Here is a 14,412-nt window from a genome sequence, read left to right on the forward strand (position 1 = left end):
ATACTCTGCACGCTGCAATCCAAGGTATGGAGCGCGGCAAATTGCTATCCACCAGAACAAGGACGTAGCCTGATGAATCCTCTCTCCCTCCTCGACGGTAGCCTGTCAGCCCAGATCTGGAACACCGCGCCCCAGCTGGAAAATGTTCCGGTCATCAACACTCACACCCTGGTTCCACCTGGCGCGCGCGCCGTAGTGATCGCCCCGCACCCCGGCGATGAAGTGGTCACCTGTGGTGGACTCCTGCAATTGCTCAGCACCTTGGGTCATCCACTGCAACTGATCTCGATCACCGACGGCAGCGCCAGTCATCCCGGCTCGCAGCAATGGTCGGAAAGACGCCTGAGCGTGTTCCGCCCGCAGGAAAGTGTCGAAGCCCTGCGCCGGCTTGGCTTGCCGATGCATAGCCTCAAATGGATTCGCGGCGGGTTTACCGACAATGCCTTGGCTGAACGCGAGCAGCAGTTGAGCGAGTTCATCGCCCGTTACCTGCGCCCGGGCGACGTGGTGTTCAGCACCTGGCGTGAAGATGGCAATGTCGATCATGATGCGGTGGGCCGCGCCAGCGCCCGCGCCACCGCACAGGTGGGCGCTGCATTCAATGAAGTGCCGGTCTGGGCCTGGCACTGGCCTACACGCGAAAGCGGCCTGTTTCCCTGGCATCGTGCGCGCAAACTTCGGCTGGATACCTGGACGGTGGCGCGCAAAAGCCACGCGACCCACGCCTACGCCAGCCAGCTCGACGGCGAGCCCGCGGTCGGCCTGCCGCCGATGCTGCCGCCGGTGCTGTTGGAGCGTATGCGCCTGCCGTATGAAATCGTCTTCGTTTGAGCGCGCATGTGAAGTGAACTGCCTGCCCGCGCGTCAGTCGCATGCATAGGCAACCCTGATTCAGGAGCGAAAGTGACCAGTGATTCCAAGCCGCAGTCAGTCGAACCGGCGTCTTTGAACACGCCCCCGGTGGTTCATCGACTCAGAGTGCTGACGGTCAACACCCACAAGGGGTTCACCGCATTCAACCGGCGTTTCATCCTCCCGGAATTGCGTGAGGCGGTACGCAGCACGTCAGCCGACCTGGTGTTTCTGCAGGAAGTGGTGGGCGAACACGAGCGCCATTCCTCGCGGTTCAACGATTGGCCGCAAACCTCCCAGTACGAATTCCTCGCCGACAGTATGTGGAGCGATTTCGCCTACGGCCGTAATGCGGTCTACCCCAACGGCCACCACGGCAATGCATTGCTGTCGAAGTACCCGATTCGCGAATACCGCAACCTCGATGTGTCGATCACCGGCCCCGAACGCCGTGGGCTGCTGCATTGCGTTCTCGATGTACCGGGCCACACCGAGGTTCATGCCATCTGTGTGCACCTGAGCCTGCTGGAAAGCCACCGCCAGTTGCAGTTGGAGCTGCTGTGCCAGTTGCTGGAGTCCCTGCCCGAGCAGGCTCCGGTGATCGTTGCCGGTGACTTCAATGATTGGCAGTTGCAAGGCAATGCTGCCCTGGCCCGCCGGGACTATCTGCACGAAGCCTTCGAGCGCCACCATGGGCGCCCCGCCAAAACCTACCCGGCGCGGTTCCCCCTGCTGCGCCTGGACCGAATCTACCTGCGCAATGCCAGCAGTCACGAGCCGCGGATATTGGGCAACAAGCCGTGGACACACCTCTCCGACCACCTGCCGCTGGCGGTCGAAGTGCATTTGTAACGCGTTATCGCCGGGCGGCTCTCTCCAAAAAAAAGTGCCTCGACCTGTTATTTATGACAGTAGCCGGCGGTCGAATCTGTTGCTACGGTGCAGTCGTCCGTATCGATGGCTCGAACGGACGGGATCGTAGCGCAAGTATTGCCAGGGTTTTCAGCAGGGTGCTGCATTTGTCGTCAATTCGCGCTGCCATGGGCGCCTGAAACGACGCGACTCCCCGGAGGAGTGGCGGGATCAGGCGCATACCGATGCGTGGAGACGATGATGACCCTATCGACGCTACGGCCTGCGTGCCGCTATTCAGCCTGCGTTCTCACTGTGTTGCTGTGTGCCGGCGAGTCCCGGATGACGTCAGCGGCTTGCACGCTGGCGCCTACGGCCGGTAACGACAACTACACCTGCGACAGCGGCACCAGTGGCCCGTTGACCGATACTTCGGGCAACAACACCCTGACGTTTCCTGCCAACGGCACGGGCTCGATCAATGGCGTGACCTTCGGCGCAGGCGCCGACACGGTGATCATGAACTCCGGCCTTATCAACGGTGTGCTGAATGTCGGTGACGGCACCAACACCGTGACCATCGCGGGCGGCACCATCACTGGCGCGGTCACCCAAGGCAGTGGCGTGGACAGTTTCATCATGAATGGCGGAACGATCGGCGCTTTGTCCCAAGGCGACAGCCATGACAGCTTCCTGATGACCGCCGGCACGATCACCGGCGCCTTCGAAGATGGCGACGAAGCCAGGATGACTGGCGGCACCATCGGCCGGGTCGACATGAAACTCGATGACAACATTTTCGAGCTACTGGGCGGCACCATCCTGGGCAACCTGGTCACCGGTTTCGGCCGGGACACCATCGTCGTTTCCGGAGGGAAAATCGGGGGCAATGTCAGCGTCAGCGGCGGCAACGACAGCATCACCGTGACCGGGGGGAGATCGTCGGTGAAATCCGTGCCAGCGCAGGCGATGACACCCTGATGTGGGCCGGTGGCGGGATCATCCGCTCGGCGATCCTGATGGATGTGGGCAATGATCGTGCAACCTTGCGCAATTTGACCGAGAGCCTTCTGGCCACCACCCCGAATGTCGATGGAGGCGCCGGTAACGACCAACTGACGTTCGACCAGACCACCTCCTCCGGCGCCAGCCGTTACGCCAATTGGGAGACGCTCAACCTGACCAACAATTCGCGCTTCGACCTGGATGGCATCGTGGCCCTGGGCGACAGTAGCACCGGCACCGGCGTGTTCAATGTTGACGGCAGCAGCGTGCTCACCTCGGTTTCCGGCGGTATTGCACCGTTCACGCCGGGGTTGGCGGCCACGCTGAACAACAGTGGCGTAATCGATCTGACGCTGGGCAACACCCGCACCCGTGACAGCCTGACGGTCCAGGGCGACTATGCTGGCAAAGGCGGTCAGTTATGGCTGCAAAGTGCGTTGGGTGACGACGTCTCCCCCAGCGACAAACTGGTGGTCAACAACGGCACTCTGACCGGTAACACCCTGATCACGGCCAACAATGTGGGTGGCGCTGGCGGGCTGACCCTTCAAAACGGTATCCAGGTGGTCGAGGCACAAGGGACGGCCATCAGCGCCAACGGCGCGTTTTCGCTCAAGGCCCCGGTGTCGGCTGGCGCCTACGATTACAACCTGTTCAAGGGGGGGATTACTCGCGGTAGCGAGAACAGCTGGTACTTGCGCTCCGCCGTGGTTGCCCCGCCGGTCGTCGTCGTGCCCAATGCCGACCCGACGCTGCCACCCACCGTCGAGCCGGTGGTACCGATTCCGGTCGTCGCCGCAGTGGCCGGCGTCGTTCCCGTGTTACCTACGGTGCAGCCAGGTGCCGCGCCCATCCCGACCTACAGACCGGAAGTCCCGGTGTGGTCGGTCATGCCGCCGGCGTCCGCAAAGTTGGCCATCGACGCACTGGGTACCTTCCATGATCGCCAGGGTGACCAGCGCCTGCTCAACCAGACCGGCCTCCTCAGTGCCGGCTGGGGCCGAGTCTACGGCAACAATTTCGACCAGACCTGGGCCGGGACCGTCACGCCCCGCCTCGATGGCTCAGTCTATGGTTTCCAGGCCGGCACAGACGTGTTCGCCTCCCAACTGGACAGCGGCCAGACTCAGCGCGCAGGGTTTTTCGTCGGCCACAGCCGCCTGCGCGGCGATGTCGACGGTTTCAATGGCGGCTTCGAAGGCAAGCACGCAGGCGAAGTGGACATCAGGGCCGACAGCGTTGGTCTTTATTGGACACTGATCGACAACGCTGGCGCGTACCTGGACACCGTGGCCATGTACACCCGCCTGGACGGTGACAACCAGTCTGATCGCGGTCTGAAGATCGACAATAAAGGCCATGTCACCACCCTGTCAGCCGAAGTTGGCTATCCGATTTCAGTCAGCGACAGATGGGTGGTCGAACCCCAGGTGCAAGCGATCTACCAGAAGGTCAGCCTCGACAGCCAGGACGACGGTGTGTCACGTGTCTCATTTGACTCCGACAGTGCCTGGACGGGGCGTGTCGGTGCGCGCTTGAAAGGCGCTTACGAACTCAGTGGCCGGCCAGTGGAGCCCTACTTGCGTGCCAACCTGTGGCACACCCTCGAAGGCGAGGACTCGGTGACCTTCGCCGGCACCGATGAAATCACCAGCGAGCAGCGATCATCATCGCTGGATCTCGGCGTTGGGGTCGTAGTGAGCCTGTCCTCGGCCGTGAGTGTCTACGCCAGCACCGACTACAGCAGCAATATTGACAGTAATCAGCAGCGTGCAACTCAAGCGAACCTGGGTGTGAGGGTCAGTTGGTGAACGCCCAGGTTGCTGGGCGAACCCCTCTAGCCTGCGGAAGTCACGACGGTTTTCCCGACAAACATGAACTTAGGTCAAGGATATAAATCAGCCAGTTGCAATCGCTAAAAATCACATACCACTTATCGGCCATTTTCTTGACGCACACACAGCGGTCTTCTTAGCTTCACGTACTACCCCCGAAGTAACCTCAGGGGCACCCCACCAGACACCCGTGAACACGGGCGGCCAGCGGCTTGCCCCATTCCATTCGGTCGCCCCTCGTTCGGGGTAGGAGAGACGCCACAGCGAGATACCCCATGCGATTGCAAGGTAGACCTCCATGAAAACTTCATTCACCCAACAAGAGATCAAAGTCACTTTCTGCACAGTTTCGAGTTCACTCCTGCTGTGTTCCTCCATGGAAGTGCAGGCTTCACCTGCCGAGGAAGAGACAACTCCCTGGTACGACCAGCAGGTCCGTGTACTCAGTTTGCCCTCGGTTGCGATGAGCTATCCCGGCCATTTCAGCGCCGCGTCCGATACGCGAAGTTCCGGCCTGACCACTCAAGACGCCTCACCCTCGGCCTGGGATCAACTCTACGGGCAGGCATCCCGCCAGGCCCAGACGGACTATGAGTCCCAGGGGAGCAGTCTGTCCGGCAGCAACGCTCACAAGGGCCCGGCGATTGTGACCTTGCAGAGCGGCAGCGGCCACGTCCAGCAGGTCGGCCTGATCGGTGGCCTGAACCAGATTCTGGGCAATGGCAACGGCCCGCTGACCAATCGCGCTCTGTCCGATCCCAACGCTGACACACTGAACCTGCAAGGCCAGAGCCTCGGCGCCTACTGGAGCCTGACCGGGCCCCAGGGTTGGCACGTTGATTTGACCGCGAGTGGTGGCCGCGTCAACGGCTTCACCCGCAACCAGCAAGGGGCGCGACAGGCAACAGAAGGCAGTGCAGTGACTCTCTCGGTTGAAGGTGGTTTTCCGATTGGCCTGAGTGAAAACTGGGTAGTCGAACCGCAAGCGCAGTTGATCAACCAGCGCATCACTCTGGACACACCCTACGCGGGGTCCGGTAACGCCTCGTCCAGCGATATGACGTCCTGGAGCGGACGGGTGGGTGCCCGATTGAAAGGGAGCTACGACATCAACGGCCTCGGATTCGAACCCTACGTGCGCACCAACGTCTGGCACACCGTGTACACCGGCAATACCGTCAGCCTGGATCAGGTCGACAAGATCAGCAGCAGCCGCAAATCGTCCACAGTCGAAGTGGGATTGGGCCTGGTGGCGCGGGTCACGCCGGTCGTGAGCCTGTACGTCAGCGCCGACTACAGCAGTGATGTCGATGACAATGACTTGAATGGGTTGATTGGCAGTTTGGGGGTGCGGATGCGGTGGTGAAGGGCCATTGCCTGCGCGGACCAACTGTAGGAGCGAGCTTGCTCGCGATGGTCGTCAACGATAATGCTGGCGTCCTGCTGCCCCGCGGTGTCCGCGCCACCATCGCGAGCAAGCTCGCTCCTACAGTTGCCCGCATTCCCCCTGTAGGAGCGAGTTTACTCGCGATGGTCGCCAACGATGACGCTGGGCACCTGACGCCCTGCGGTGCCTGGGCCACCATCGCGAGCATGCTCGCTCCTACAGCGAGCTTGCTCGCGATGGTCGCCAACGATAACGCTGGTGTCCTGCTGCCCCGCGATGTCTGCGCCACCATCGCGAGCATGCTCGCTCCTACAGTTGTCCGCATTCCCCTGTAGGAGCGAGTTTACTCGCGATGGTCGCCAACGATGACGCTGGGCACCTGACGCCCTGCGGTGCCTGGGCCACCATCGCGAGCATGCTCGCTCCTACAGCGAGCTTGCTCGCGACGTGATCGACTCAACCCTCCGGTCGCAGGATCAACACCGCCAGCGGCGGCAAGTTCAGCACCAGGGACAAGGCTTGCCCATGGCTCGGTTCTTCTTCGGTCGATGCCCCGCCACCGTTGCCGTAATTCGAACCGGCATAGGTCGAGGAATCGCTGTTGATCACCTCATTCCAACGCCCGGCAATTGGCACACCAATGCGGTATTCCGCACGCGGCACCGGGGTGAAGTTGGCAACGACCAGTACAGGCCGCCCGTCCTTGCTCCAGCGCAGGAAGGCGTAGACGCTGTTGATCGCGTCGTCACCAATCAGCCACTGGAAACCCTGCGGTACGTCGTCCTGATCGTGCAGCGCAGGTTCCGTGCGATACAGCTGATTGAGGTCACCCACCAGCTTCTGCACGCCTTGGTGTTCCGAATATTGCAGCAGATACCAATCCAGTTGCTGGTCATGGTTCCACTCGCGCCACTGGCCGAACTCGCAGCCCATGAACAACAGTTTCTTGCCCGGATGCGCCCACATGAAGCTGAGGTAGGCGCGCAGGTTGGCGAATTTTTGCCAGCGGTCGCCGGGCATCTTGTCGATCAGCGAGTGCTTGCCGTGAACCACCTCGTCGTGGGAAATCGGCAGGATGAAGCGTTCTGACCAAGCGTACACCAGGCCGAAACTCAGCTCATTGTGATGATGGGCGCGGTAGACCGGGTCCTGCTGGATGTAATGCAGCGAGTCATGCATCCAGCCCATGTTCCATTTGTAGTCAAAGCCCAGGCCACCCTGCTGTGTGGTCTGACTGACGCCGGGCCACGCTGTCGACTCTTCGGCAATGACCAGCGCACCAGGCGCTTCGATGTTGACCACGTCGTTGAGGTGACGCAGGAAATCGATCGCCTCCAGGTTCTCGCGACCGCCGTGACGGTTAGGCACCCACTCACCCGCCTTGCGTGAATAGTCGCGGTAAAGCATCGACGCCACTGCATCGACGCGCAGGCCGTCGACATGGAAATGCTTGAGCCAGTGCAGCGCCGAGGCCAGCATGTAGCCGTGCACTTCGGTGCGGCCCAGGTTGTAGATCAGCGTGTCCCAATCCTGGTGGAAGCCTTCCTGCGGATTACCGTATTCGTACAGCGCGGTGCCGTCGAACTGGGCCATGCCATGGGTATCGGTGGGAAAATGCGCCGGCACCCAATCCAGGATCACGCCAATGTCAGCCAGGTGGCAGGCATTGACGAATTCGGCGAATTCATCCGCGGTGCCGTAGCGAGCGCTCGGGGCAAATTGTGAGAGCAACTGGTAACCCCACGAACCACCAAATGGGTGTTCCATGATCGGCATCAGCTCGATATGGGTAAAACCCAGCTCCTTGACGTACGGGATCAGCCGTTCACCCAGCTCACGCCAACTGTATTGGCGAGACACCTCGCCCGCCTCATCCAGCTCGCATTGCCAGGAACCGGCGTGCAACTCGTAGATCGACAGGGGGGCGCTGGGGCGCGAGCGCTCCACCCGTGCCTGCATCCATTGCTGATCCTGCCAGTCGATCTTCAGGGGCGCCGCCACTTTCGACGCCGTGTCCGGTGGCAAGGTAGTGGCAAGGGCCATCGGGTCAGCCTTGAGTGGCAGGATGCCATGAGCCCCAAGGATTTCGTATTTGTAGGCTTCACCGGCCCCCAGGCGTGGAATGAACAACTCCCAGACACCCGTGGGATGACGCAGACGCATGGGGTGGCGACGTCCGTCCCAGTTGTTGAAGTCGCCGACCACCGAAACCCGCTTGGCATTGGGCGCCCATACGGCGAAACGCACGCCATCAACGCCTTCGACATTCTTCAGTTGCGCGCCAAGGCAGGCACTGAGGTCGCGGTGATTGCCTTCGGCGAACAGGTACAAGTCCATCTCGCCCAGCAGTTCGCCGAAGCTGTAAGGATCTTCTGTCACCTGTTCACCACCGGCCCAGCGTATCCGCAACAGGTACGGTTGTGCCCGTTCGAAATGCCCGACAAAAAGCCCGGGCCGGTCAGTGGCCTGGAGTGCGCCCAGCTCTTCGCCGGTCTCCTTGCTCAACACCTGAACACTCAAGGCGTCGGGCAGATAAGCCCGGATGAATTGACCGCCGGCACCGTCGCCGTGGGGGCCGAGAATGGAAAAAGGATCCTGGTGTTCGGCGCGCACCAAAGCGTCGATCTCCCGCGATCCTGGCAATGGCGCCCTAGTGGCGTGCCCCTGTTCCTTGTTCGAGAAACTCATGACTACTCTCCACCAAGATCGGAAAAGGGTTTAAGCCCATTCAATAATCCATACAAACCGTGCAATGGCACCGGCAACCAGGTAGGTCGATTTTCTGCCTCGTAGGCCACCTCGTACGCCGCCTTTTCCAGACCGAACAACGCCAGCGCGGCGTCCTCGCCTCCCGGATCTTGCCACGCATGTCCCAGACTAGCTGCTGCCAGCCGATAAGCGTCGATAAATGCCTGCCTGGCTTCATTCAGGTAACGCTCGGCCACTCGCTGCCGTGCAGCCTGGGCCTGTTCGGTGTTGTCGACGTTGTGCACGTTGATCGCCATCGCCGCCGCGTAATCGAAGGAGCGCAGCACGCCGCTCACATCCTTGTACGGGCTGTGCTTGCCGCGCCGCTCGACCAATGGCCGTGCCGGCTCGCCTTCGAAATCGATCAGATAAGCATCGCCCTTGATCACCAGCACCTGCCCCAGGTGCAGGTCGCCGTGTACACGGATGCGCAAGCCTCCCGCAGCCTGTTTTCCCAGTGCCTGTACATGCGCAAGGATGGCCTTCCTGTTGTCCAGCAGATGACTGACCAGTGACTGGTCCTCAGGGTTCAGTTCATTTTGATGCTGCTTGAGCAATACCAACGCGCGCTCCACTTGCGCGGCGACGTCCTTGGCAGAGGCCTGGGCGTCCTTGGCCGTGGTGATCTGCGGGGCAAAATCCGTATTGTCAGTGGGCGCCGCCAGCACCTGGTGCATCTCTCCCAGGCGTTGACCCAGCATGCCGGCGAAATCGCGCAGCTCACCGAGCGCGTTGTAATGCTGCTCCTGCTCAGACATGGCGCCGGCCAGCTCGTCACGCAGCGCCCGCTCCAGGTTGTTCTGGGTCCACTCCCACGCATCGCCCTGATTACTGAGGTAGCCCTGCGCAATCATCAGCAGATTGTCTTCGCCCTTCTCGTCGCGACGCACCACGGAGCCCAGCAGCGGCGAAATATTGGCAAAGCCCGCCTCTGTCAGATAGGCGCTCATCTCCAGTTCCGGGTGCACGCCCGAGGCGACTTTGCGGATCAGCTTGAGCACCAGGCTATTGCCAATCACCACTGAGCTGTTGGACTGCTCCGCCGACAGATAACGCACCTCGGACTCATTCGTAAGTCCCAGCCTGGCAAGTTCAGAGGTCGGCTCGAAGCGTATTTCACCGTCATTGCAAGGCAATACCTTGTTGTCTTGCATGCTGGCGAGCACGGTGCGGATGAAGTTTTCCAGGGTGAACGCGTCGGTGATCAACCCCACCTGCGGCCCTCGCCGCACTCGCGACAACGCCAACTGCTGAGGCAACGCCGGGCCTAGCTGATCGTCGGCGATGAAGCCGAATGGCAGTTGATAGCGGTTGGTCTGCCCGCCGCTGGTGACTTCAATTTCGCTGAGCAGCACCGGATGCTGCGCATCCCCGAAACGCACGCCATAGGCGAGGTTCACCTTGTCGATGGCGGCATCTTTGCCGGCAAACCAGCGTCGGTTCTGCAACCAGCTCGGCAGGATGCCCTGCTCCAGCGTCGCGCGTGACGGCGTATCGAGCAGTTCTTCCATGCGTTTTTTCAGCACCAGAGTGGTGAAGTCCGGCAGGCTTTGCGCCGGTTCGACGTGCCAGGAAGGCATTTGATTCTCCAATGCGAGTCCGAACCAATAGAAGCCATAAGGCGCCAGGGTCAGGAGAAAATTGAGTTGGCCGATGGGCGGAAAAGCATTACCCCCGAGCATTTCCACCGGCACCATGCCCACGTACGCCGACAGGTCCAACTCTGCCGCCTGGGCGCTGCGCGACACGTTGGCCACGCACAGGATGATTTCCTGCTTGCCATCATCTGCGGTGTACTCACGGGTATACGCCAGGATCCGCCGGTTGCTCGGCGAGAGCATTTTCAGGGTGCCGCGCCCGAACGCCTTCGACTGCTTGCGCACCGCGAGCATGCGCCGCGTCCAATTCAACATCGAATGCGGATCGCCGGCCTGGGTCTCGACGTTGACCGACAGGTAACCGTATTGCGGGTCCATGATCGGAGGTAGCACCAGGCTGGCCGGATCGGCTCTGGAGAAACCGCCGTTGCGGTCAATTGACCACTGCATCGGAGTACGCACGCCATCGCGGTCACCGAGGTAGATGTTGTCACCCATGCCGATTTCATCGCCGTAATACAGGGTCGGCGTGCCGGGCATCGACAGCAGCAGGCTGTTTAGCAGTTCAACACGTCGGCGGTCTCGCTCCATCAACGGCGCGAGGCGGCGGCGAATTCCCAGGTTGATCCGCGCGCGCCGGTCAGCCGCGTAGTAATTCCATAAATAGTCACGTTCCTTGTCGGTGACCATCTCAAGGGTCAGCTCATCGTGATTGCGCAGGAAGATCGCCCACTGGCAGTTGGCGGGGATTTCCGGGGTCTGGCGCAGGATATCGGTGATCGGGAAGCGATCTTCCTGGGCCAGCGCCATGTACATGCGCGGCATCAGCGGAAAGTGGAACGCCATGTGGCATTCGTCGCCATTGAGGCCGTTTTTGTCGGTGTCGCCGAAGTAGAGTTGAGTGTCTTCCGGCCATTGATTGGCTTCGGCCAACAGCATGCGGTCAGGGTAGTTGGCATCGATCTCGGCGCGGATCTGTTTGAGGACGTCGTGGGTCTCGGGCAGATTCTCGTTGTTGGTGCCGTCCCGTTCGATCAGATAGGGAATGGCGTCAAGCCGCAGGCCATCGATACCCATGTCGAGCCAGTAGCGCATCACCGACAGCACGGCTTTCATCACCTGCGGGTTATCAAAGTTCAGGTCCGGCTGATGGGAATAGAAACGGTGCCAGAAGTATTGGCCGGCGACCGGGTCCCAGGTCCAATTGGATTTCTCGGTATCGAGAAAGATGATCCGCGTACCGTCGTATTTGCCATCGTCATCGGACCACACGTAAAAATCCCGAGCGGCCGAACCCGGCTTGGCCTTGCGAGCGCGCTGGAACCAGGGATGCTGGTCGGACGTGTGGTTGATGACCAGTTCGGTGATCACCCGCAGGCCGCGTTTGTGCGCTTCGGCGATGAAGCGCCGAGCATCGGCCAGCGTGCCGTAGTCCGGATGCACACCGCGGTATTCGGCGATGTCATAGCCATCATCACGGCGCGGCGACGGGTAGAACGGCAGCAACCAGATGGTGTTGACGCCGAGCTCGGCGATGTAATCAAGCTTGGCGATCAAGCCAGGAAAATCGCCGATGCCGTCGTTATTGGAGTCAAAAAAGGATTTAACGTGAACCTGATAGATCACCGCGTCCTTGTACCAAAGGGGGTCCTTGATGAACGTGGCTGCCTTGGGTTTCTTCGCCATGTGAAACTCCTGCTGAATCCGAGAAACGCCGCGACCTTATCTAGATCGTGATCCGCCAGATACCAAACGGTTGATACGCCGGGTCAATGCGCATGAACTGATACTTGCCGTGCCAGGTCCAGCGGTGGCCATTCATCAAATCTTCGCCCTGGGTGCTGGCGTCATCGGCCAGGCCCATTTCCCAGAGCGGCAATTCGAAATTGGCCTCCTGAACGTTATGCGGATCGAGGCTGACCGCTACCAGGATAAAGTTGCTGCCGTCGGCGCTGCGCTTACCGAAATACAGGATGTTGTCGTTCCAGGCGTTGTAGATCCTCAGGCCGAGGTGGGTGTGCAGGGCCGGGTTCTGCCGACGGATGCGGTTGAGTTGGGCAATCTCGGCGATGATGTTGCCCGGCGCGTTGAAGTCCCTTGGGCGGATCTCGTACTTCTCGGAGTCGAGGTATTCCTCCTTCCCTGGCACCGGCGCGGATTCGCACAGTTCAAAGCCCGAATACATGCCCCACAGGCCGGACCCCATGGTCGCCAGCGCGGCACGGATGAGGAAACCGGCCCGACCGGACTCGTGCAGGAACGCCGGGTTGATGTCCGGCGTATTGACGAAAAAATTAGGCCGGTAGCACTCGCGCCATGGCGACTGGTTAAGCTCGGCAAAATAGGTGGCCAGCTCCTGTTTGGTATTGCGCCAGGTGAAATAGGTGTAGCTCTGCGAGTAACCGACCTTGCCCAGACGGGCCATCATTGCCGGCGTGGTGAAGGCCTCGGCGAGGAAAATCACCTCAGGATGCAGCGCCCGGACATCGGCAATCAGCCACTGCCAAAACGGTAAGGGCTTGGTGTGTGGGTTGTCGACTCGGAAGATCTTGACGCCCTCCTCGACCCAGCCCACCACAATGTCGCGCAACTCGGTCCACAGGCTCGGGATTGCATCGGCGGCATAGAAGTCGACGTTGACGATGTCCTGGTATTTCTTGGGCGGGTTCTCGGCGTATTTGATGGTGCCGTCCGGCCGCCAGTTGAACCATCCCGGGTGTTGCTGCAGCCAGGGGTGGTCCTGGGAGCACTGAATGGCGAAGTCCAGGGCGATTTCCAGGCCATGTGCTCGAGCAGCGGCCACCAATCGGCGAAAGTCATCGCGGGTGCCCAGTTGCGGATGAATGGCCTCATGCCCACCTTCCGGGCTGCCGATGGCATAAGGACTGCCGGGATCGTCCGGCCCAGCGGTCAGGGAGTTGTTCGGTCCCTTGCGGAAGCTGCGCCCGATGGGGTGAATCGGCGGGAAATACAGAACATCGAAGCCCATGTCCTGAATCATCGGGAGCCTGGAATGCACATCATTGAAGGTGCCGTGACGCGCAGGATCGTCGGTGATCGAGCGGGGAAACAGTTCGTACCAACTGGCGAACTCGGCGAGCTCACGCTCGACATCCAGCGGAAATTCTTGACTGAAACTCAGGTAGGGACGGTGGTCGGCCTGGGCCATGAGATCAGCGCTGCGTGGCTGCAAGAACAGGGCGACCTGCTCGGTTTCGAGCAACCCTGCCAGTTCATGGTGCAACGCCGCCAGCGCTTCACTCAGCGGCCCATCGGCGCGTTCAGCCGCGTGCTGGACCATATTGCGGCCTTCCTGCAATTCAAGACTGACCGGGACGGCAGCCATGTGCTTCTTTTGCAGTTCGTAACAAAAGCTGGCGAACTGATCGATCCAGGCTTCGATGCAGAACACATAACGGCCCTGGGTGTGCACCGTGAACTGGCCACGCCAGCCGTTGTTGCCAATATCCTTCATCGACTCGCGCTGCCAGATCTCCTCCCCCTCGGCCCGCCAGCGCACTTGCACAGCCAGCTTGTCGTGCCCGTCGGCGAACACTTTGCTGGTGACCACCACCTCCCGGCCCACCACCGCCTTGACGGCAAACTGCCCGCCATCAAGCGTCGGCATGGTGTCTTCAATCGCGATTCGCGGCATCAGCAACGCCTGCGACAGCGGCAAATGAGCGTTGTAGCTCAGCTCTGTCGGTTTCTCACCAGTCATCGAGCCTATCTCCTGTACGCCCCAAGGACGCTCTCGTGCAGGACCGGCCTTCACGCGAAGGCGTCAGCCCCGAAATGAACTCACTTAGGTTCCGAGCGACACGCCCGGATAAAAGTTCAGGCCAATTGCAGCGGAATCAATTCACGTCACCGGCGGTCAATCAACTTAAGCACGACTCACGCCATGTGCCACCGGAGGCTTGAACCATGAGTATTCCAATCCCGGCTGAAACACCCGATCCGAACATCGATAAGCCAACCATTCCCCCGACCGATCCGCAGCCGATTCCCGAGAAAGACCCACCCGGCACGACGCCGCCTCCGGTGGAAGAACCACCGAGGACGATGCCGCCAGTCATTGTTGCGCCGGGATGATGATCGCCGTTCCACGAAGACACATAGTCACCCTGTAGGA

At 60.8% G+C, this 14,412-nt stretch carries 8 protein-coding genes and 1 pseudogene; 6 read left to right on the plus strand and 3 right to left on the minus strand.

The window, feature by feature from the left end; genetic code table 11:
- The first annotated feature begins 72 nt into the window (after positions 1-72).
- From AB4O36_RS12005 to AB4O36_RS12025, 5 genes and pseudogenes are all read left to right on the plus strand, one after another.
- Positions 73-831: a PIG-L deacetylase family protein gene (locus tag AB4O36_RS12005; protein ID WP_460125356.1), complete on the plus strand. Its 759-nt coding sequence runs from the start codon at positions 73-75 to the stop codon at positions 829-831.
- Between the two features lie 72 nt (positions 832-903).
- Positions 904-1,704: an endonuclease/exonuclease/phosphatase family protein gene (locus AB4O36_RS12010; protein ID WP_460125359.1), complete on the plus strand. Its 801-nt coding sequence runs from the start codon at positions 904-906 to the stop codon at positions 1,702-1,704.
- Between the two features lie 261 nt (positions 1,705-1,965).
- Positions 1,966-4,520, plus strand: a pseudogene (locus tag AB4O36_RS12015) (autotransporter family protein).
- 322 nt (positions 4,521-4,842) lie between these two features.
- The gene (locus AB4O36_RS12020; protein WP_460125364.1) at positions 4,843-5,910 is read left to right on the plus strand and encodes an autotransporter domain-containing protein; all 1,068 of its coding nucleotides are present in this window, start codon (positions 4,843-4,845) and stop codon (positions 5,908-5,910) included.
- A 38-nt stretch (positions 5,911-5,948) separates the two neighbouring features.
- The gene (locus AB4O36_RS12025) at positions 5,949-6,266 is read left to right on the plus strand and encodes a hypothetical protein (RefSeq protein ID WP_460141861.1); all 318 of its coding nucleotides are present in this window, start codon (positions 5,949-5,951) and stop codon (positions 6,264-6,266) included.
- A 121-nt stretch (positions 6,267-6,387) separates the two neighbouring features.
- On the opposite strand, the gene glgB is transcribed toward AB4O36_RS12025, so the two are convergent.
- From glgB to AB4O36_RS12040, 3 genes are read right to left on the minus strand one after another with little or no spacing between them, the layout of a single operon-like run.
- A complete protein-coding gene (gene glgB / locus AB4O36_RS12030) occupies positions 6,388-8,619 on the minus strand; it encodes a 1,4-alpha-glucan branching protein GlgB (protein WP_460141862.1) in 2,232 nt (743 codons plus the stop codon).
- A 2-nt stretch (positions 8,620-8,621) separates the two neighbouring features.
- Positions 8,622-11,963, minus strand: coding sequence for a maltose alpha-D-glucosyltransferase (treS, locus tag AB4O36_RS12035; RefSeq protein WP_460125370.1), 3,342 nt, complete (start codon positions 11,961-11,963; stop codon positions 8,622-8,624).
- Positions 11,964-12,003: 40 nt separating this feature from the next.
- On the minus strand, positions 12,004-13,998 hold the full coding sequence (locus AB4O36_RS12040; RefSeq protein ID WP_460141863.1) for an alpha-1,4-glucan--maltose-1-phosphate maltosyltransferase: 1,995 nt from the start codon (positions 13,996-13,998) through the stop codon (positions 12,004-12,006).
- Positions 13,999-14,204: 206 nt separating this feature from the next.
- Between AB4O36_RS12040 and AB4O36_RS12045 the strand changes: the two genes are divergently transcribed.
- Complete coding sequence (locus tag AB4O36_RS12045) at positions 14,205-14,372, plus strand: hypothetical protein (RefSeq protein ID WP_460125376.1); 168 nt, start codon at positions 14,205-14,207, stop codon at positions 14,370-14,372.
- Positions 14,373-14,412 lie beyond the last annotated feature (40 nt).

The sequence above is a fragment of the Pseudomonas sp. S2_E01 genome (assembly GCF_054668365.1).

What these genes read in the sequence shown, in the direction of transcription:
- AB4O36_RS12005 (WP_460125356.1), top strand. Translation starts at nt 73, where the DNA reads ATGAATCCTCTCTCCCTCCTCGACGGTAGCCTGTCAGCCCAGATCTGG.
- AB4O36_RS12020 (WP_460125364.1), top strand. Translation starts at nt 4,843, where the DNA reads ATGAAAACTTCATTCACCCAACAAGAGATCAAAGTCACTTTCTGCACA.
- glgB (WP_460141862.1), bottom strand. Translation starts at nt 8,619, where the DNA reads ATGAGTTTCTCGAACAAGGAACAGGGGCACGCCACTAGGGCGCCATTG.
- treS (WP_460125370.1), bottom strand. Translation starts at nt 11,963, where the DNA reads ATGGCGAAGAAACCCAAGGCAGCCACGTTCATCAAGGACCCCCTTTGG.
- AB4O36_RS12040 (WP_460141863.1), bottom strand. Translation starts at nt 13,998, where the DNA reads ATGACTGGTGAGAAACCGACAGAGCTGAGCTACAACGCTCATTTGCCG.
- AB4O36_RS12045 (WP_460125376.1), top strand. Translation starts at nt 14,205, where the DNA reads ATGAGTATTCCAATCCCGGCTGAAACACCCGATCCGAACATCGATAAG.